Below are 21056 nucleotides of genomic sequence, written 5' to 3'. Positions count from 1 at the left end.
GCCGTAACCAGATTAACCAATGGTTCAGTTTTTGACTACGTCTCTGCCTGGGAATTTTCAGCAGTTAAATCAGGCAGCGCATCCGCGTCGCTGCCCGGCCGCACCGGTGAGGGATCGGCGGCAAAACCGCGCAGCCCGACCACATGGACGTGCTCGGTATTATTGAACACTTTACGCACCAGCTTATAGGTCGTGCCTTTCTCCGGGCTGATGTTTTCTGGCGCGGCAATCACCAGCTGCATCTCCAGTCGCTCGCACAGCTCGAACAGCGTGGCGATGGAGCGGGCATCCAGACGGGCTGCCTCATCGAGGAACAGCAGACGGCATGGCGATATATCTTTGCCGCGCAGACGACGTGACTCCTCCTCCCAGCTCTGTACTACCATCACCAGGATAGACATACCGGTACCGATCGCCTCACCGGTTGACAGCGCGCCGCTCTCTGCCCGCAGCCAGCCATCCGACCCACGGTTCACTTCCACTTCCATCTCCAGATAGTTGCGGTAGTCCAGCAGCTCTTCACCGATGGTCTGCGGCGTGCGCTGTCCCATGTCGATATGCGGATTCAGGCGCTGATAAAGTTTCGCCAGCGCCTCCGAGAAGGTCAGGCGGTTGCTGTTAAACAGATCCTGATGCTGTTCATGCTCTTCCGAGAGGGTGTCCAGCAGCATTGAATGGGTTTCACGCACGTTCACGTTGAGCCGCACGCTGCGAACCTGACCAAAGCTGACGGTCTGCAGGCCCTGGTTAAGCTGGCGGATACGGTTCTGCTCACGCTGGATGGTCTTACGGATGATATTCGCCGCACTGCGGGAGCTGATCGCCAGCGTCTGCTCACGCGCAGTCAGCTCTTCCGTCAGCCGGTTCAGCTCGATTTCCATCTGTTCGATCGCTTCCACCGGATCGTCCGTGCGAATAATATCCTGACGGATACGCTCGCGCAGATGCTGGTAGACCGCAATAAAGAACTGAATTTTACGTTCCGGACGTTTGGGATCTTCCGACAGCCGCAGCACATCCCGCAGATGTTCGTTGTCCGCCACCGCCAGACGCAGCGCACCCAGTGCTTTATCGGACATCGAACGCAGCTCATCGCCGCTCAGATAGGCCAGTTCGCGTCGATGCAGACGGCGCTCCACCCCATTCTCTTTGACCAGACGCAGCACGGTACACCAGCCCGCTTTCGCGCTGACCACCTGCTCACGTACCTGATGATAATTTCGCTCCAGCTGACGCAGTCGCTTCTGCAGGTTGTCCATCTCCGCTTCACAGAAGGTCAGCTGTTTTTCCAGCTGATTGCGGCGGGCACGGTTGTGGCTCAGGGCCGTGTAAAGCTCATCACGACGTACGCGTGCACGGGCTTCTGCGCTGCTATCGGCCTGAACGCCGATATCCTGCATCTCCTGCTGCAACTCCTTCAGCATGTCGCGTTTGGCATCCCAGGCGCTCTTCAGCGAGGCGAGCACCTGAGTGAACTGCGTCAGCTGGGCCTGATGTTCCCGCAGGCGATCGCGACAGCGGCTGCGTTCGCTTTCCGCCTGTTCCAGACGCTGGCGCAGCTTATCGCTGAGATCGTTGTTGCCGTTGAGCATGCCCGCAGAGTCTTCATAGCTGAAGTGTGCTCGGCGCTGTACCACTTCGGTCAGGGCAAAGGCCTGCTGACGTGCGCTGCGCTGCTGCTGCTGCGCCTGCTGATAATCGGCCTGAAGCTGCTCATGCTGCTCCGGATCGCTCTGCAATACGGCGAGGATCGGTTCAAGTTTCGCCAGCTTAGCGCCATGCTGATGCAGGAAGCGCGCCGCGTCCTGCGCGGCATCGACCTGCTCACGGATCTCTTCGCAGCGGTCGGCCAGGGTATCGTCCAGCAGCAGATTAACGCGAGGCAGCAGACGGTTTAACTGCGACACGCCCTCTTTCGCCTGCTCATACTGCTGACGCTGCTGCTGGTTGTTGCTTTCATGCTGATTCAGCGCCCGCTCCAGCTCGCCCCGCCGCGCGCCCAGCTGACGGATCTGCGCTTCCGGATCGTCATCAAAGGCGACAGCCAGATGTGAACCGATAAAGCGGCTGAAGGATTGATGCAGACGCTGGGTTTTCTGCACATCAAACGACAGCGTAGCGTAGCGTTCAGCCAGTTTGTCGCGCTCAAGGTGCAGCTGCTCAAGCTGATTCTCACGCGCTGCGCGGCCAAACAGCGGTATTTTCGGGAAGCGCGAGTAGCGCCACTGACGATCCGCGACCTTCACGACAACGGCATTCTGCAGCTCATCGACGCTGAAAACGCTGTCATCGAACGACTGCGGATCCCCTTCGATCAGATAGAGATCTTCCGGGCACTCTTCCAGCCCGTCCAGCATCTCGCGCACCTGCGAGAGATCGGGCACCACAATCGCATGACGCGACGGACCGTAAAGCGCCGAGAAGTAAGGCGCATCATCCAGTGTCACATCATCATAAATTTCAGAGAGCAGAACGCCGCCAAACCGTTCGGCCAGCTGGGTCAGACGCGCATCTTCCGCACCGCCTGGCTGGCTCAGTCGCTCAATCTGCTGCTCAATATCGCGTTTGCTGGCAGCCACTTCGTCGCGTTCGACGGTGGTTTCACGCTCACGCTCCAGCAGCTGCTGCATATATTCGGTGACATCCTGGCTGCTGCTGAGCGCCTGACCGGTCTGCTCACTGAGCTGCGTCAGGATCTCCTGCGCCGCCAGCCAGTGAGGGGCACGGGCGGTCAGGCTGGTGATGCGCTCACGCAGCTGCTCCAGCTCCTGACGCATCTTCATGCGCTGTTCACCGGCGTCCGACACGCTGCTGTTCAGCTGCTCGATCCGGGCTTCCAGCTCCTGCTGCAGATCCGCCAGCGCATCGGGTTCGTAGTGCTGTCCCTGACGCTTGCAGAACTCGGCCAGCAGACGCTCCGCCTCATGCTGCTCGCGCAGACGCTGTTCCAGTTCATTAAGACGCAGACGCAGCGACGAGAGCTGCTCGGCGTGGTGACGCTGATTGCTCGCATCGCGCAGCAGTTCGCGGCCGATCTGCCACGCATCCTGTCGCGTCACGTCACCGGCGATGCTGGTGACCAGCGCCAGCGCCTGCTCAAACTGACTGTGCGCCGCTTCCGCCACGCTCAGCTTCTGTTCCAGATGGAGCAGACGTTCTGTCGCCTCTTCCTCTTTAGCCTGGAAGCTCTCCTGCCACTCTGCCGCATTATCAATGTTCAGTTCGGGCAGCTGACAGAGCGTCCGGGCGCGCTCCAGCGCCTGCAAGGCCTGCTGATACTGGATAGCACGGGTCTGCTGCACATCGAGCGCCTGCTGGAAATCGGCCAGCTGGCTTTTCAGCTCATCCACTTCCAGCTCGGCTGCTTCGGCGCGGGCTTCGTTCTCTTCCTGAATTTCGCGCGCTTCGGCGACCACTTCGGTCTGCTCTTCCAGCCGCAGGGTCAGATCTTCGATATCCGCGTCGTAACGTTCAATCTTCTCCTGCTGACGCATCGCGGTCTGCACCAGGTTCAGGTGGTCGCTGGCGGCCTGATAATCGACTTCAAGATCGTTTTCTGCGCCGCTGTGCTCAGCCAGTTCGCGCGCCATCTCAACGTGACGATACTGTTCGGTTGCCAGCTGCTTGCGGCTGCTGAACAGCTCGTTGCGCAGCTGCAGCGCGCTGTCGAGGTGCCCCCGTCGCTCGTTGGCGTGACGCATATAGTCCGCTGAGACGTAGCTGGTCGCCTCGGAGATCAGGTGCTTGAAAAGATCGCGGTCAGACTGCGTCACGCGAATCGCTTCCAGCGTCATGCGGTTCTCGCGCAGCGCGGCTTCCATATCCTGGAACGCTTTGCGCACCCCGCTGTTTTCAGGCAGCAGGTAGTCACGCAGCGATCGAGTGATGGCGCTGGAGATCCCGCCATAGAGCGAGGCTTCAATCAGGCGATAGAACTTGCTGCGATCGCTGGCAGAGCGCAGACGACGCGGCACCACGCCGAGATCAAACATCATGGCGTGATAGTCAGTGACTGAGTTATAGGCGCGGAACTGCACGCCCTCCTGCGCCTCGACGCGCTCTTTGACCTCGTTCAGCGGCAGTACGCGCGCCTGACGGCTGTTAAGCACCTCCGTCAGCATGTCGGTCGGATTGGTGTCGGTGGGCAGGCCGTGAATACTGAAGGGCTTGATATCGACCTTTTTATCGCGTCCCGCCACCTGCTGCAGGCGGACGCCGACCACCACACGCTGATGACGTGAGTTAACCACATCCAGCATCGAGTAGCAGACCCCGGCGCGCAGTTTACCGTGCAGACCTTTGTCGCGGGAGCCGGAGGTGGCGCCCGCTTCGGTGGTATTACGGAAGTGCAGCAGCGTCAAATCGGGGATCAGCGCCGTCACGAAGGCGGCCATCGTGGTGGACTTGCCTGCACCGTTACCGCCGGACAGCGTGGTGACTAATTCATCAAGATCAAAGGTACGGGCAAAAAAGCCGTTCCAGTTGATCAGCGTAAGCGAACGAAATTTTCCGCGCTCAATCATGCCTGTTCTTCCTCTGCGTTCTCACTCGCGTCGCTTTCCTGCCCTTCACCTTCGTCGGTGTCGACCGCTGCTGTCGCGTTTTCCAGTAGCATGGCTTCGCCATCCCGAATCAGGCGAAGCTGCGCTTCACGCGCGTCATCGCCGCCGCGCACGTCGGCACCAAAACGAAACACCGATTCGGTGATGCGGAATTTGCTGCTGTCGTTGCCGAAAAACCACACCATGCCCAGGCGACGCAGGCGGCTCAGGGAAGCGCGCACTTTCTCCTGCAGTTTGGTGCGGTCCAGATCGGAGCCGGTCGAACGCTGATTGACCAGCTTCAGCAGACGGTTCTCGTCGGCCAGAGAGAGCAGTTCGTCATACAGCTCCTGCTGGGTGAAGATCCCCTCATTGGCCAGCCTTTCCGGGCTGAGATAGAGGTAGCAGAGGATCTTGCCGACCATCATATCCAGCTCAGAGAGTACCGAACGCGGGATCAGCGTGGTTGAACGCGGACGCAGATAGAAAAACCCTTCCGGAGCACGAATTAACTCAACGTGATAGCGGGTGTAAAACTCTTCGAGGTATGACTGGTAATCCATCAGAAAAGCGTGGTTATCCAGCTCTTCGATACCGATATGACGTCCGGCGCGTAACTGACTGTCCAGCGCTGGGAAAATCGGGTTGGCCAGTGCCTGTGCCAGTTTAACCGGCATCACTTGTTCAATATTTGTCGATGACATGTGCCTGCACCTTGGCTCCGTAATCATTGATGGCTTGCCATTCCACAGGCAAACCGGCTAAATCAGCTTCCGCTACGCCGAGACGCACCGCCTGGTCGACCACAATCCGCGCCAGATCGAAATGGCGGGCGCGTGGGTACTGAGCCAGGTAGTCACGCATCACTGACGCGAGGTTGAGCGGTTTCTGTTGCGCTTTATAGACCTGCAGCGCCTCTTCGATCATCGCTGCCAGCTGTTCGCGAATTTCATTGATCTCTTCGTACTCCATCTCCGGCGGCAGTTCGCCCATGACTTCATCATTCCGCAGCGTCAGCGCCTCGTCACGCATGTCATACAGGCGGTCGGCGTTGGCGTAGGTCAGTGCCCAGGGGGAATCGAAGTAGTTCTGCACCGAGACCCGCAGACGCTGCGCAAAGACGCGGTTTTTATCCATGTCGATGGCGGTACGGATAAATTTATGGACATGACGGTCATAGCCGATCCACAGGTCGATCGCCTGCTGGCCCCAGCTGGTGATACGGTCGAGCTTGCTTTGCAGATCAAACACCAGCTTATCGACGAAGCCCAGATCGGGACTGTCCAGCGTGGCATCCTGAATGCGCAGCAGATTTTCCTGAAGTTTGTCCCCTGCCGCTTCCAGCGTATCCTGCAGTTCACGCAGCGTGCCGGACGTTTCAGAGAGCAGCATTTCGCAGCTGGAGATAGCCGCGCGCCAGTCTTTGTTCAGCAGTTCGGCGATGTCGTTTTTCACCGCCTGCTGCTGTTCATCCATCAGACGCTGGGTCATATCAATGCTGTCGAAGATCTCCGCCACCGAATATTTCAGCGGCGCGAAAACGTTGCGGTGCCAGTGAAACTCATCACCATTTTCCTGAGCGGCATCGGCGGCCCGTTTCAGCTCACTGGCGACAATCGAAAGCTGCATCGACAGGCGCAGCGTTGAAAACTCACGCTGGCGGATGTAGTAGTCAGTGATGCCGATTGCCAGTGGCGTCAGACGATAGATGGCGTTGCCTTCGGTCAGCTCGCTGGTAAAACGGTTGAGCAGACGCTGTCGCACCATGTCGTTGATGGCGTTGTTGGCACGGACCAGCACAGTTTCATGGGTTTGTTCGAAAGCTTTACTGACGTGGCGAAAAGCATCGATCAGATCGCCCTCGCTCATTTCGCCATCCATTCGCTCACCGTTGAGGGTGGCGATAGCCAGCAAAAAGGCCAGACGTTCCACCGGCAGCGCAAGAGAAAAGTCATTTTTGCGCGCCCAGGAGACCAGTTCAGGTACCGTCTGGGAAAATTCACTCATAATTCGTCCTTCTGCCCGGGTTTACGCGCGGTTACGTGAATGTAACGCCCTAAGCTCAAAAAGGGTTCCTGACGGCAGTAACGCCGCTCCATCTCAATGATTTCATCGTCGCTTTTCGGCTCGCCTTTGGGCGGCTTCATATAGTCGCTGAACACCCGGATACCGGCGCGCTGCTCAATCACAAAGCCACACGCTTCAAGCCAGCGGTAGACCTGTTCGGGGTCGCGCGGATAATCAGGCGACAGCGTGCGCTTTTTGCGTTTGGTCAGATTCGTGCGCAGATAGCCGAAGTTTCCCAGCGTCAGGGTGCGCAGTGTCAGGCCGTGCAGATTGTAAAACATCAGCGACATAACGCCGCCCGGACGCAGCGAATCAAACAGCGCCTTCAGCACTGCCTCCGGTTCAGCGACCCACTCAAGCACAGCGTGGAACAATACCAGATCCACCGGCTTATCCAAATGTTCGCCCACCTGCTGAGCGCTGATTTGTCTGAATTGCATGTTGTGGCTCACACCCTGTGCTGCGGCATTTTCTTCGGCCCGGCGCAGCATTTCGCCAGAGAGATCGCACAACAGAACCTGATGCCCCTGCGCGGCGAGGCCACTGGAGACCTGCCCCACACCGCCGCCTGCATCCAGCACGGTGAGCGGGGATGAAGAGAGGCTGGGCACGATCTTTTCCAGCTCGTCCCAGAGGATGGCCTGGCGTATTCGCCCTTTCGTGGTGCCGTAAATATTTTGCGAAAATTTATCCGCGAGATCGTCAAAGTTACGATCCTGCATGGCATGCGCTCCGGTATGCTGCGGTGAGACTTGTGCTATTTTGTCACAGGCACCAGAAGAATGAACCTTTCATCCCCATCTTCCCTTCCGGGTGCTCTATTTTCGGACAACAGGACGCGTTTTTGATGTTATTTACCCTGAAAAAAGTCATTGGCGGGCTGCTTTTACCCCTGCCGCTGCTGCTTTCGCTGATGGCGCTGGGCATTTTACTGCTTTGGTTTACTGGCTGGCAGAAAAGCGGCAAAACCGTGATCTCCGTCAGCTGGCTGCTCATGCTGCTGCTGAGCCTGCAACCGCTGGCCGATCGTCTGCTGCTGCCGCTGGACAGCCGCTATCCGACCTGGAATGGTACAGCGAAGGTCGATTACATTGTGGTGCTCGGCGGGGGCTATACGTTTAACCCGGCCTGGGCACCCAGCTCGAACCTGCTCAATAACAGCCTGCCGCGCGTGGCGGAGGGCATCCGCCAGTGGCAGCGAAATCCGCAGGCCACCCTGATCTTTACCGGCGCCGCCGGTGGCACCAATCCCAGAAGCAGCGCCTGGGTGGCCGCGCAGGTGGCGGAGAGTCTGGGCGTTGCCCGCGAACATATTCAGATTCTCGATCAGCCGCGCGACACGGCGGATGAAGCCCGGGCGGTAAAAGAGGTGGTGGGTGGACGCCCATTCCTGCTGGTCACCTCCGCGAACCATATGCCGCGGGCCATCCGCTTTTTCCACGCGGTCGGGCTGCAGCCAATCGCCGCGCCCGCCAATCAGCTGGCGATTACGTCCCCCCTGAATGGATGGGAACGGGCTATTCCCTCGTCAATCTGGCTGAGTCACAGTGAACGGGCCGTCTATGAAACACTGGGCACGCTGCTGCAGCGGCTCAGAGGCGAAAACGTCGGCTCAACCGAGCCAGGGCAGTAGCTGCGCCCGCGCGTGGTCGAAACGGGCACGATCGAAAAGACCGGTCTGAATCATCTGATCGATGCAGTCCCAGAGCTGATAGAGCCATCGCCGCCAGAGAAAGCCCTCGGAAACCGGTGCCCGCTGCAAATAAGCGTGCAGCAGCGCCGTTTCGGCGGGCGAGCCGCCCAGGTGAATCAGATCATATTCACGCGGCGCCCAGAGGATCGTGCCCGGCTGCGTCATTGCAATTAACTGATCGCTGCGGCTGCTTTTCAGCATACTCTGCAGCCGTACGTTGCCGTGCACCATCACGCAGGGATCGTCGAAGTCGCGGAACAGATGCGCCAGCCGTGCCCGGCAGCGAAACAGCACCTGCCGATCCTCCAGCGTGAAGGCGGGCGGCCGCAGGTAGCCCAGCGTGGCCCACAATACCTCCACCCGCTGCGCATACCAGGCGGGCCAGCGATTCTGCTGCGTGCTGTCTACCGTTCCCACCAGGCCGTGACTGTCGAGGCGGTGCCAGGCCAGCAGCCCCTCGACCACCTGTTCGCAGAACTGATCCCAGCGTCCGGCATTCCGCGCAGGCGCTTCCGCCGTCACGCCATCCAGCCGCGCCAGCAGAAGCATTTCATGAACGGGTGGCCGCTGGCTCATCACCAGACCATAGACGGCGGGCACGGCGATCAGCCCGGCCTGCCCCAGCAGCGCCAGCTTTCTGGCTTCCATCGCCGCCCGGCCCTGATGACGAAAATATCTGGCCACCACGGGCATCGGACGCCCTTCCCGATCGTAGAGCGCATAAAGCCGGGTTGGCGGATGTTCGCTGATAACTTCGAGGCGGCTGATGGTTTCACCCAGCGCCAGCGTGAGTTCCGTTTTGAGTTGTTCCATACGGCATCCTCCTCAGATGAAGATCACACTATCCTGAAGGAAGGTCGGGCGTTTAGCGGCGGATCAAAAATTCTGCACTGAAGCGGGGAGACGGGCTCCCCGGTTTTCAGGATTGCATCGCCTCGCGGACGCGTTGCAGATCCTCTGGCGTATCAACGCCGACGCTGGGGATCGCTTTCGCTACGGCAACATGGATTTTTTCGCCATACCACAGCACACGCAGCTGCTCCAGCAGCTCAATCTGCTCCAGAGGACAGGGCGCCCAGGCGACGTAGCGCCGGATAAAACCGGCACGATAGGCGTAGATGCCAATGTGGCGCAGCAGCGTATCGCCGATCTGTTCGCGCGAGGCGGCGTAACGCTCACGATCCCAGGGAATGGTCGCCCGTGAGAAGTAGAGCGCGTAACCTTTCTCATCCATCACGACTTTCACCGCGTTAGGATTAAAGGCCTCTTCGGCATCGGTGATCGGTACGGCCAGCGTCGCCATGCCGGCCGACGATCCCGCCAGGTTGGTGGCCACCTGCCGCACAATCTCAGCCGGGATCATCGGCTCGTCGCCCTGAACGTTGACGATGATTTCATCGTCGGCAAACTGATATTTTTCGACCACTTCGGCCAGCCGCTCTGTGCCGGACTGGTGATCGACGCGCGTCATGCAGACTTCGCCGCCTGCCGCTTCCACTGCCTGCGCCACGTCAGGATGATCGGTCGCGACAATGACCCGGCTGGCGCCCGATTCGCGGGCACGCTCCATCACATGCACCACCATCGGTTTACCGTGAATGTCGAGCAGGGGCTTGCCAGGCAGGCGGGTTGAGGCATAACGCGCCGGGATGATGGCGGTAAAACTCATGGATGAATCTCTTCAACAGAGAGGGTGCGCGCTTCCGTTTCCAGCAGCACCGGAATGCCCTCTCTGACCGGGAAGGCCAGGCCGTCAGGTTTGCAGATCAGCTCCTGCTGAGCATTGTTGAAGTAGAGTTTGCCATTACAAACCGGGCAGGCAACGATTTCGAGTAAACGATGATCCATATGTCCTCCATCAGGGACCGAATGCTTGAGAGCTCAAGCATACCATAGCGTGACGCAGGCGGGATGGGGGAAAACGTCTTCGGCGGCGGCCGCCGTAAAAACGCTCACCTCAGCGTCCAGTGCGCGGGCCAGTGTTCTTTTAGTGAATCGGGCATCTGCAGGAGCGTGACGCTCTCCGCCCCCTGCCAGGCCGCAAAGCGTTCAATGGCCCGCCGGATGTCGGTGCCAAAGCGTGCCGTAACGCGCGTCTCCTCTTCAAGCCAGATGTTTTTAATCTCCAGCTGTCTGGCCTGGCGCACCATGCGGGCATCGAGCCGCCCTTTTATCTCGCCGCGATGAAGGAGAGGCAAAACGAAATAGCCAAATTTGCGCTTTTCAGCCGGGGTGTAACACTCGATACGGTAGTCAAAGCCAAACAGTTCCAGCGCGCGTTTCCGATCCCATACGACCGGATCAAACGGCGACAGCAGCGCACTGTGCGTCGCCTGCAGAGGCGTTTCCAGCAGCGGCACAAGGTCACGATGCAGCCACATCGCACCCAGCTTCTGGGTATTAACGGCGACCAGCTCGCCCGCCGCTTCGGCCTCCGCGATAAAAGCGTTCACGGGGGTCCGTTTCAGGCGATAGTAATCGGCCAGCCAGGCCGCGCGGAAAACCCCTAAGCTGCGGGCACTGTTCAGCAGCATCTGACGGGTTGCTTCGGCCTCGCTGATGCCATGTTTCGCATCCTGCCACTCTGGCATTACGCGGCTGCGCAGATCGTAGACGCGCTGGAAATTGCGGCGTTCGGCGACCATCAGTTCACCGGCGCTGAAGAGGTTTTCCAGATGACGCTTGTGCGGTTTCCATGCCCACCATCCCGCTGGCGTCTTAACCGTCCGGGTGAAGTCGGCGGCGCGCACCGGGCCGTTATCCCTGATCTGTTGCAGTAATTCCGCTATCTCCTGTTGATGTTCGGCAACCCACTGCGCATTATATTTCCACCCCAGACGTTCCGGTGACAACATACGATGACGCAGCAGCCTGTAATCAGACCGGGGAATAAAACAGGCTTCGTGTGCCCAGTACTCAAAAATCTCACCCTGGGCCAGCGCCTGTTCGAGCCAGGCCTGAGGATAGTCTCCCAGACGACTGAAGAGGACCAGATAGGGGCTGCGGGCCACCACATGAATCGTGTCAATTTGCAGCAGCGACATGCGGGAGATGCAGTCAATCAGATCCTGATAAACCGCACGCTTTGCCGGCGGACGCAGCAGGCCCTGCGCGGCGAGATGAAGGTGACGTGCCTGTTGTAACGAAAGTGAATGCGGGGTGTTCATCCTCTTCCTTATCAGGCGTTACCTGAATGGGTGACGCCGTCAGGGCTGACGGCGGCAGAGTTGTTCGATATCGTCCAGCAGCGGTGTGACGGCGTTGCCGGTTAAACGGGCATCGACCGGCAGATACCACCACTCTGGCTGAGCAAAGTCGCGGCATTTCACCGCATCTTTTTCAGTCATCAGCAACTGCTGGCTGGGCTGCACCAGTCGGGTCAGCTCTTCTTTACTGTAGGCGTGATGATCGGCAAAGGCGATCTCGGCCACCGGCGTTATGCCCTGCTGTTTCAGCGTGGTGAAGAAACGGGGAGGATGACCGATCCCGGCCATTGCCACCACTTCTCCGAGTTCTTCAGGCGGACGGGTTTCACCGGTCAGCAGGTTGGTGGCCAGGCCGGGCTGAAGCTGCATGGTGATCTCGCCAGGCTGCGCTTCGCCTCCGTTGACGATCACAGCATCGACCTGCCGCAGTCGGTCGGCACGTTCGCGCATCGGACCGGCAGGCAACCACCAGCCGTTCCCGAAGCGACGCACACCGTCCACCACCACAATTTCCCGATCGCGCTGCAAAGCATAATGCTGCAGGCCGTCGTCCGTAATAATCAAATCCAGCGGGCCCTGCGCCAGTAATGCCTCTATCGCCTGTCGCCGTTTCGGGGCAACCGCAACCGGGGCCGCAGTGCGCTGGGCGATCAGGACCGGTTCGTCCCCGGCCTGTTTCGTGCTGGTCTGCGCGGTGACCAGTAAAGGATAGTGTTCTGCCCTGCCGCCATAGCCTCGTGAGACGACGCCCACGCGCAGACCGCGCTGTTGCAACGCGTCGACCAGCCAGATCACGACCGGCGTTTTGCCATTGCCCCCTGCCGTTAAGTTTCCTACCACCACCACCGGCAGCGGCGCGCGCCAGCTTTTACGCCAGCCGCGCCGGTAACTAAGCCGTATCAGAGCCGTGATCGCCCCATAGAGCAGGCTGAAGGGCCACAGCAGCAGCCACAGCGGTGAGCGACCGCTCCAGATACGTTCAATCATTGGCCGAATTGCATCTTGTGCAGCTGGGCATAAGCACCGCGCTCTTCCAGCAGCGCCTGATGCGTGCCACGTTCGACAATCTGACCATCTTCGATCACCACGATCTCATCCGCTTTTTCAATCGTGGAGAGCCGGTGCGCAATCACCAGGGAGGTGCGGTTCTTCTGCAACTCATCCAGTGCCGACTGGATGGCACGTTCCGACTCCGTATCCAGCGCAGAGGTAGCTTCATCCAGGATCAGGATAGGGCAATCACGCAGCAGCGCACGGGCAATCGCAATACGCTGACGCTGACCGCCGGACAACAGCACGCCATTCTCACCGATCACGGTGTCCAGACCTTTGTCCATCTTGTTGATGAAGTCCATGGCATGCGCCATAGTGGCCGCCCGCTCGATCTCTTCACGGCTGTATTGCTCACTGCGCGCATACGCGATGTTATTGGCGATGGTATCGTTGAAGAGATGGACATTCTGCGACACCAGGGCGACCTGATTACGCAGCGAGCGCAGGCTGTACTCACGCAGATCGTGACCGTCCAGCAGGATCTCTCCCGCCTGAATGTCATAAAAACGGGTCAGCAGGCTTGCCATCGTCGATTTACCGGAACCGGAACGGCCCACCAGCGCCACCGTCTTGCCTGCCGGCAGCGACAGGTTAATATTGCGCAGCGCCGGTATGTCGCGGCCCGGATAGGTAAAGGTCACATCGCGGAATTCGATATCCCCTTTCGCACGGGTTATTTCGCGCGTACCGTTGTCCACTTCCTGCTCGCTGTCCAGAATCGAGAACAGGGTCTGACAGGCCGCCATGCCACGCTGGAACTGCGCATTGACGTTGGTCAGGGATTTCAGTGGTCGCATCAGCGCGATCATTGAGGAGAAGACGACGGTGATCGTACCGGCGGTCAGGGTATCCATGACGCTGGGGAAGCTGGCGGCGTAGAGTACGAACGCCAGCGCCAGCGAAGCAATCAGCTGAATAACCGGATCGGAGATGGAGGATGCCGAAACCAGCTTCATACCCTGCTGACGCATACGGTTACTGACGCGGGAGAAACGTTCCGTTTCAATCTCCTGACCGCCAAAGATCAGCACCTCTTTATGCCCTTTCAGCATCTGTTCGGCGCTGGTCGTGACCTGTCCCATGGTGTTCTGCATGCTTTTGCTGATTGAGCGGAAGCGTTTAGAGACGGTGCGGATGGCAAATGAGACGATGGGCGCCAGAACAATCAGGATTAACGACAGCTGCCAGCTGTAGTAGAACATCATGATAAACAGGCCAATGATGGAGGCCCCTTCACGCACTACGGTGACCAGTGCGCCGGAAGAGGATGAGGCGACCTGCTCAGAGTCGTAAGTAATGCGTGACAGCAGGGTCCCGGTGGACTGCTGGTCAAAAAACGACACCGGCATGCCCATCATATGGCTGAACAGCCGACGGCGGATGTTCATCACGACATTGCCAGAGACCCAGGAGATGCAGTAGCTGGAGACATAACTGGTTACGCCGCGAACCAGCATCAGGCCAATTACCACTAACGGCATCCACAGCATCACCGACCTGTCTGCTTTACCAAAGCCATCGTCCAGTAACGGTTTCAACAGGGAGAGCATTAAGGCGTCGCCCGCAGCATTAATAATCAGGGCGACCGAGGCCACAATCAATCCCGCTTTATTAGGCGCGATCATCGGCCAGAGTCGGCGAAACGTCTGCCACGTAGAGAGATCTTTATCTTGATGCATTATTTATTCACGCTGTTGGAAATAGCCGGCCATTCTACCTGGATTCGCGTTTGACGCCAAACCACTGATGATACCAGCGGGGCATTAATTGTTCCCGCAGGCTAAAAATCTGCACTCTGCCCTGCGCTATCCGGAGCGTGATTTGCCCGGACTGCCCGGTATCCAGCCAGCGAAAACCGGCCCTTCTGTAGTTTTCCAGCACCCCTTTCGCTGGCATTCGCCAGGCATTGTAGCGCGCCAGAGAGGCAAGAGCGGTGTGGCCTGCCGTCTTACGCAGCAGCAGCGAAGTGGATGAAGTGCGGCTGCCGTGGTGCGGGACCTGCAGAATATCGACCTTCAGCGCCTGCTTCTCCAGCGCGACCAGCTGACGCTCCGCTTTCGCCTCAATATCCCCGGTCAGCATCAGCCGGACCCGGCCATCATCGACAATGATGACACAGGAGTCGTTATTATCGCCCGCCCCGGCAGCCGTCAGCGGCCAGACCACCCGGAAACTGAGCTGCTGCCACTGCCACCGGGTGCCGCGCACACAGGGCAGATGCGTCTTTTCTCCCAATGCACTTCTGATCTGCGCGCCTGGCCAGCGTTGCGTGATCGCCGCCAGCCCGCCGGTATGATCCAGATGTTTATGACTCAGGATGATCTGCTTTAACCGTAACTGCCTGCGATCCAGCCACGGAACGATAATCCGGCTGCCCGCATTATCATTCTCCCAGCGTGGGCCGGTGTCATACATCACGGCCTCATTGCCCTGGCTGATCACCAGGCTCAGGCCGTGGCCGATATCCAGCATGTCGATTCGCCAGCCCTGCTCTGCCGTGGGCTGGCGGCTCAGTATCATTGACAGCGCCAGCGCACCACTGCTGAACGGCAGAGAAAAGAAGAGCTGCGCACGCCAGAGAATCAGCCCGCCCCATACCATCACCGCAAACCAGGTGGTGCCATTCAGGGGCCACCATCCGTCGGGCAGTAGTGTCAGACAATAAAACAGGGCGCGCAGCGAGTAATCGGCGGCCTGCCAGAAGAAAGCCGACAGAGAAGCAAGCGGCATCAGTATGGCGAGCGTGACCAGCGGCATGGTGAGAAATGAGACAATCGGAATCGCAACAACATTCGCCACCAGCGCGGTCAGGCTGATGCCGTTAAAAATCGCCACCTGCAGCGGCACCATCAAAATCATCATGCCTGCCTGCAGATGCAGCAGTTGCAGGGGCAGCCAGCGCCGCTGAAAACGGAACGCTGCCGGCAGCGGAAACCATTGATACCAGATCAGCAGCATGCCGACAGCCAGCACCGAGAGCCAGAAGCTGTCGGAGAGTACCGTTAAAGGATCCGTCACCAGCAGCAGCGCAATACAGAACGTCCAGACCTGCCAGCTGTTCAGCTGAACGCCGGCAAACCGGGTGAGCGCCCACAGCGACAGAGCCAGCAGCGAGCGTTCAGCGGGAGGCTGTGCACCTGAAAGCCAGGTATAGAGAGCCGCAATCAGCCAGCTCACGACAAGAGGAAAGAGATAGCCGATGCAGCGGGCGGGCAGAAAAAATTGTACGCCGCGCGCCATCAGCCAGCCGGTGCTGGCGGCCAGCGCGATATGCATGCCGGATATCGCCATCAGATGCGCGGTGCCGGTTTCCCGCAGAAGCTGGCGCGTCTGCGGGCTCATCCCATCCCTGATGCCAAACGCCAGCGCCTCCAGCGTCGCCTGTGTGGAGGTAGCGCGATTTCTCTCACGCTGCTTCAGAATGAAACGCCAGCGGCCATCACAACGCTCATCGACCGCAAGCTGGCTGAGAATGCGGCCCTGTAGCGGCGTATTGTTAGCCAGTGCAAAACGCTGCGCATCGAAATCGCCCTCGTTAAGTCGGGCATGAATCGGTCGCAGAGTGAGCCGCATCTTCCAGCGCTGACCCGGGCAGTAATTTTCCAGGTCAGCGTCGAACCCGATCCAGGCAAAGCGAGGCGGAAAGATCATCTTCTCCTGTTCAGTTAACAGACGAACCCGAATCTGTTTACGCTCCGTGCGAACCTCACTGACCTGAACCGTAAAGGCTGCTGGACGTGCGGAGAGCCGCTCAATATCCCGCACCATCAGGCGGGCATCGTTGCAGGCCCATGCCACCAACAGCAGCGTGATAGCGACCAGACGAATAGATGGATAAGGAGAATGCTGCAATAGCAGGCCTGTAAGCAGCAGCGCCCCAATCACCTCTCCCGAAGGCAGGCTGGGCATCAGCAGTAAAGGGAGTGTGGCAGCGATTGCCAGTCGCGCCAGAACGGTCCATGTCAGCATAATCGCGTCCCATCATTCACTCCGGCTATTGTGCGCAAAGGCCAGAAAAGAAACAGGAGAGGATCGGGGAGGTTCGGGATGCCTCGCAAAAAAAGTGAGGTTGCGGATGACCGCGCGACGGCTATCAGGCCACAGGGTGGATCGCAGGCAAAAAAAAACGACATCCGGAGATGTCGTTTATCTGGTTCGGTATCAGCTTAGCCGTAGATGTTTGCGCGATCGCGCAGCTCTTTGCCTGGCTTAAAGTGGGGAACGTATTTACCTTCCAGATCCACTTTGTCACCCGTTTTCGGGTTACGTCCAGTACGCGGAGCACGATAGTGCAAAGAAAAACTGCCGAATCCCCGGATTTCGATACGTTCGCCCTGTGCCAGCGTAGTGGCCATGTGCTCCAGCATCTCTTTTACTGCATCCTCAACGACTTTCGCCGGTATATGAGTATGCTGTCCCGCCAGTCTTTCAATCAGTTCTGACTTGGTCATGTAACCTCCGGTTTATCCCTGTTGGAATGAATGACAGCTTTTACCGAAACCGGGTGGTTGCCCACCCGGTGCTTCAGGTCGATTACTCGCCTTTAGCCGCTTTGAACGCTTCAGCCATGGCGCTGGAGAAATTGCCTTCTTCCTGTTTGGTGTTAACAGTATTGATAGCTTCTTTCTCATCAGCCTGGTCTTTCGCACGGACAGACAGGCTTACGACACGGTTTTTACGATCAACGCCGGTGAACTTAGCTTCAACGTCGTCGCCAACGTTCAGAACCAGAGTTGCATCTTCAATGCGATCCAGTGAAGCTTCAGAAGCGCGCAGGTAACCCTCAACGCCGTCTGCTAATTCAACTGTAGCACCTTTAGCGTCAACTGCAGTCACTTTACCGGTGACGATGGCACCTTTCTTGTTCAGAGTGATGTAGTTGTTGAACGGATCTTCTGCCAGCTGTTTAACGCCCAGAGAGATACGCTCACGCTCTGCATCGACCTGCAGTACAACGGCAGCGATTTCGTCGCCTTTTTTGTACTCACGAACGGCTTCTTCGCCAGTCGCGTTCCAGGAGATGTCAGACAGGTGAACCAGACCGTCGATGCCGCCGTCCAGGCCGATGAAGATACCGAAGTCAGTGATTGACTTGATTTTACCTTCAACACGATCGCCTTTGTTGTGCGTCTCAGCGAACAGCTGCCATGGGTTAGATTTGCACTGCTTCAGACCCAGGGAGATACGACGACGCTCTTCGTCGATGTCCAGAACCATAACTTCAACCACGTCGCCTACGTTAACAACTTTAGACGGATGGATGTTTTTGTTGGTCCAGTCCATTTCAGAAACGTGTACCAGACCTTCAACGCCTTCTTCGATTTCTACGAAGCAGCCGTAATCAGTCAGGTTGGTCACACGACCGGTCAGGCGGGTGCCTTCCGGATAGCGTTTAGCGATAGCCACCCATGGATCTTCGCCCAGCTGCTTCAGACCCAGAGAAACACGGGTACGCTCGCGGTCGAACTTCAGCACCTTAACGGTGATTTCGTCGCCCACGTTGACGATTTCGCTAGGATGCTTAACGCGCTTCCATGCCATGTCAGTGATGTGCAGCAGGCCATCAACGCCGCCCAGATCAACGAATGCACCGTAGTCAGTGAGGTTCTTAACGATACCTTTAACTTCCATGCCTTCCTGCAGGTTTTCCAGCAGCTGATCGCGCTCTGCGCTGTTTTCGGATTCGATAACCGCACGACGTGAAACCACGACGTTGTTGCGTTTCTGATCCAGCTTGATCACTTTGAACTCAAGCTCTTTGCCTTCCAGGTGCAGCGTATCGCGCACCGGGCGCACATCTACCAGTGAACCTGGCAGGAACGCACGGATACCGTTGAGCTCAACTGTGAAGCCGCCTTTAACTTTGCCGTTGATAACACCGGTAACAGTTTCAGCGTCTTCGTAAGCTTTCTCCAGCGTGATCCATGCTTCATGGCGCTTCGCTTTCTCACGGGACAGCAGGGTTTCACCGAAGCCGTCTTCCACTGCATCCAGAGCAACATCAACTTCGTCGCCTACCTGGATTTCCAGTTCGCCGGCTGCGTTCTTGAACTGCTCTGCAGGAATTGCAGATTCAGATTTCAGACCCGCATCAACCAGAACGACATCTTTGTCAATAGAAACGACGATGCCACGAACGATAGAACCCGGGCGGGTTTCGATTGTTTTTAAGGATTCTTCAAATAGTTGAGCAAAAGATTCAGTCATATTGATAATCTTCAGGATTCTTCAATTTAACGTCCATCTGACTTCATGTCGGATGGGGTTGTTTCACATGCCCTGCACCGGGTCCGTGGTACGGGGTGATAAATTCAGTTAAGCCGGAATGCCCAGCTTTTCGCGGGCATAATGTAGTGCTTTTTCAATGACCTGGTCGATAGACATCGCGGTAGAGTCCAGCACCAGTGCATCAGCAGCAGCCACTAAAGGGGCAATTGCGCGATTGCGATCGCGGTCGTCGCGCTCTTTTATCTCGGCTAAAAGGCGGTCAAAGTTAACATTAAAGCCATTATCCTGCAACTGTAGCATACGGCGCTGAGCACGCTCTTCCGGGCTGGCATCGAGGAAAATTTTCACCGGCGCATCCGGAAAAACCACGGTGCCCATGTCACGACCATCTGCAATCAGGCCCGGCATTTCACGGAAACCACGCTGACGGCGCAACAGCGCCTCACGCACCCGCGGAAAAGCAGCTACGCGGGAAGCGGTATTGCTCACCTCCTGCGTGCGGATTTCACCGGTAACATCTTCGCCTTCGAGGATAACCTGCATTTCACCGTTTTGTGACACGAAACGCACATCAAGATGCGCTGCAATCGGCACCAGTGCTTCTTCAGACTCGATATCCACCTGATGATGCAGTGCGGCTAACGCCAGCACGCGGTAAATCGCACCGGAGTCCAGCAGATGCCACTGCAGCGATTCCGCCATGGCTTTGCACAGGGTTCCTTTTCCCGCTCCACTTGGCCCATCAATAGTTATGACCGGGGCAGTTACTGTCATTATTCCCTCCTGTTGCTGCGTGCCTTATGACCATCTGGTCACCAATAATGCATAGCATTATACGCTGCATAGCATGGCTTGGTTACCCTTTCGCACTGACAGGGTTCGAAATCTTAGTTAATTCAGAGGATCTCTGCGGAATGACAGCCAGATCAAACCGGGGGGATCCGGTGCGAAACCGCACCGGAGAGGAGATATCAGGCAGGCTGGCTGATTTTTGCCAGCTGAATAAAATAGTCCGGGAAGGTTTTAGCGGTGCAGCCGGGATCCAGAATGGTCACCGGCGTATCGGAGAGCGCCACCAGAGAGAAGCACATCGCCATACGGTGATCGTTGTAGGTACCGATATCGGCATGGATCAGCGTGGCCGGCGGCGTGATACGAATGTAGTCATGTCCCTCTTCAACCTCTGCCCCCACTTTGCGCAGCTCAGTGGCCATGGCGCTCAGTCGATCGGTCTCTTTAACCCGCCAGTTATAGATGTTACGCAACTGGGTTGTGCCTTCAGCAAACAGGGCGGTAGTCGCAATGGTCATGGCGGCATCCGGAATATGGTTCATGTCCATATCGATCGCCTGCAGTTTCCCCGCAGTACAGGCAATGTAATCATCGCCCCACTCGATGGTTGCGCCCATTTTTTCCAGCACGTCTGCAAACCGGATATCGCCCTGCACGCTCTGGCGACCAATCCCGGTGACCCGCACCGTGCCACCTTTGATGGCGGCTGCAGCCAGAAAATAGGAGGCGGAAGAGGCGTCGCCTTCAACCAGATAGTCACCTGGCGACTGGTACTGCTGCTGTCCCTTGATCAGGAAGCGCTGATAGTTCTGATTCTCCACAGTGACGCCGAAGCACTGCATCAGGTTCAGGGTGATATCAATGTAAGGTTTGGAAACCAGATCGCCTTTAATGGTGATACAGGTATCCTGCTGCGCCAGCGGTGCGGTCATCAGCAGTGCGGTCAGGAACTGGCTGGAGACACTGCCATCCACACTGACGTCACCGCCGGTGAACCCACCCCGTAAACGCAGCGGCGGATAGTTTTCGTTTTCCAGGTACTCGATGGTCGCGCCGCCCTGACGCAGGGCATCCACCAGATGGCCGATAGGACGCTCTTTCATGCGCGGTTCGCCGGTCAGCTCCAGATCGTGCTCGCCCAGACAGAGCGCCGCAGCCAGCGGACGCATTGCGGTGCCGGCATTCCCCAGGAACAGTGACAGCGGCTGTGCAGCATGCAGCGGCCCGGCATTACCTGTGACTTCACACACCGTGCGATCGCTGGAAAGCGTATAGCTCACGCCCAGCGCGGTCAGCGCATTCAGCATGTGCCGGACATCATCGCTGTCGAGTAAGTTGGTGAGACGCGTGGTGCCGTTAGCCAGCGCAGCCAGCAGCAAAGCACGATTGGAAACGCTCTTTGAGCCTGGCAGATTTACGGTGCCATTGACGCGGGCAATGGGCTGGAGAGTCAGGGAGTCCTGCATGTGAAACGAA

General features: G+C 58.0%; 16 protein-coding genes. 1 reads left to right on the top strand and 15 read right to left on the bottom strand.

What is annotated here, in order from left to right:
• Positions 1-35: 35 nt before the first annotated feature.
• The 4 genes from mukB to cmoM are packed head-to-tail and all read right to left on the bottom strand — an operon-like array spanning position 36 to position 7330.
• Positions 36-4523, bottom strand: coding sequence for a chromosome partition protein MukB (gene mukB, locus ACNY69_RS02545; RefSeq protein ID WP_367396218.1), 4488 nt, complete (start codon positions 4521-4523; stop codon positions 36-38).
• Complete coding sequence (gene mukE / locus ACNY69_RS02540; protein ID WP_111138801.1) at positions 4520-5245, bottom strand: chromosome partition protein MukE; 726 nt, start codon at positions 5243-5245, stop codon at positions 4520-4522. Before mukE ends, mukB begins: the two co-directional genes overlap by 4 nt.
• A complete protein-coding gene (gene mukF / locus ACNY69_RS02535; RefSeq protein ID WP_111138802.1) occupies positions 5226-6548 on the bottom strand; it encodes a chromosome partition protein MukF in 1323 nt (440 codons plus the stop codon). Before mukF ends, mukE begins: the two co-directional genes overlap by 20 nt.
• Positions 6545-7330 (bottom strand): tRNA uridine 5-oxyacetic acid(34) methyltransferase CmoM, encoded by a 786-nt coding sequence (gene cmoM / locus ACNY69_RS02530; RefSeq protein WP_293773903.1) that lies wholly within the window; start codon positions 7328-7330, stop codon positions 6545-6547. Before cmoM ends, mukF begins: the two co-directional genes overlap by 4 nt.
• A 125-nt stretch (positions 7331-7455) precedes the next feature.
• Between cmoM and elyC the strand changes: the two genes are divergently transcribed.
• Positions 7456-8241 carry an envelope biogenesis factor ElyC gene (gene elyC / locus ACNY69_RS02525; RefSeq protein ID WP_111138804.1) on the top strand — a complete coding sequence of 262 codons (786 nt, stop codon included), beginning with the start codon at positions 7456-7458 and terminating at the stop codon, positions 8239-8241.
• Here the strand turns inward: elyC and ACNY69_RS02520 are convergent.
• From ACNY69_RS02520 to aroA, 11 genes are all read right to left on the bottom strand, one after another.
• Positions 8221-9114 (bottom strand): phosphotransferase, encoded by an 894-nt coding sequence (locus ACNY69_RS02520; protein WP_111138805.1) that lies wholly within the window; start codon positions 9112-9114, stop codon positions 8221-8223. The two genes, elyC and ACNY69_RS02520, sit on opposite strands and share 21 nt — an antisense overlap.
• A gap of 106 nt (positions 9115-9220) precedes the next feature.
• Complete coding sequence (gene kdsB / locus ACNY69_RS02515) at positions 9221-9970, bottom strand: 3-deoxy-manno-octulosonate cytidylyltransferase (protein WP_111138806.1); 750 nt, start codon at positions 9968-9970, stop codon at positions 9221-9223.
• Entirely contained in the window at positions 9967-10149 is a 183-nt protein-coding gene (locus tag ACNY69_RS02510) for a Trm112 family protein (protein ID WP_009091101.1), read from the bottom strand. Before ACNY69_RS02510 ends, kdsB begins: the two co-directional genes overlap by 4 nt.
• A gap of 104 nt (positions 10150-10253) precedes the next feature.
• Complete coding sequence (locus ACNY69_RS02505; protein WP_418797257.1) at positions 10254-11468, bottom strand: winged helix-turn-helix domain-containing protein; 1215 nt, start codon at positions 11466-11468, stop codon at positions 10254-10256.
• A 39-nt stretch (positions 11469-11507) separates the two neighbouring features.
• Positions 11508-12494, bottom strand: coding sequence for a tetraacyldisaccharide 4'-kinase (lpxK, locus tag ACNY69_RS02500; RefSeq protein ID WP_293773895.1), 987 nt, complete (start codon positions 12492-12494; stop codon positions 11508-11510).
• The gene (gene msbA, locus ACNY69_RS02495) at positions 12491-14239 is read right to left on the bottom strand and encodes a lipid A ABC transporter ATP-binding protein/permease MsbA (protein WP_111138809.1); all 1749 of its coding nucleotides are present in this window, start codon (positions 14237-14239) and stop codon (positions 12491-12493) included. Before msbA ends, lpxK begins: the two co-directional genes overlap by 4 nt.
• Positions 14240-14273: 34 nt before the next feature.
• Positions 14274-16529, bottom strand: a complete 2256-nt coding sequence (locus ACNY69_RS02490; RefSeq protein WP_418797255.1) for a DNA internalization-related competence protein ComEC/Rec2 — start codon at positions 16527-16529, stop codon at positions 14274-14276.
• A gap of 197 nt (positions 16530-16726) precedes the next feature.
• Positions 16727-17011, bottom strand: a complete 285-nt coding sequence (gene ihfB / locus ACNY69_RS02485; RefSeq protein ID WP_003849360.1) for an integration host factor subunit beta — start codon at positions 17009-17011, stop codon at positions 16727-16729.
• An 82-nt stretch (positions 17012-17093) separates the two neighbouring features.
• Positions 17094-18767 (bottom strand): 30S ribosomal protein S1, encoded by a 1674-nt coding sequence (gene rpsA / locus ACNY69_RS02480; protein WP_003849352.1) that lies wholly within the window; start codon positions 18765-18767, stop codon positions 17094-17096.
• 108 nt (positions 18768-18875) lie between these two features.
• Positions 18876-19562 carry a (d)CMP kinase gene (cmk, locus tag ACNY69_RS02475; RefSeq protein WP_111138811.1) on the bottom strand — a complete coding sequence of 229 codons (687 nt, stop codon included), beginning with the start codon at positions 19560-19562 and terminating at the stop codon, positions 18876-18878.
• A gap of 197 nt (positions 19563-19759) precedes the next feature.
• On the bottom strand, positions 19760-21046 hold the full coding sequence (gene aroA / locus ACNY69_RS02470) for a 3-phosphoshikimate 1-carboxyvinyltransferase (protein WP_367396216.1): 1287 nt from the start codon (positions 21044-21046) through the stop codon (positions 19760-19762).
• Positions 21047-21056: the final 10 nt, after the last annotated feature.

It is taken from the genome of Pantoea graminicola (genome assembly GCF_048452665.1).
Lineage (GTDB): Bacteria > Pseudomonadota > Gammaproteobacteria > Enterobacterales > Enterobacteriaceae > Pantoea.
Note: the sequence above shows the minus strand (reverse complement) of the source record. Positions and strands in the feature narration are given on the sequence as shown.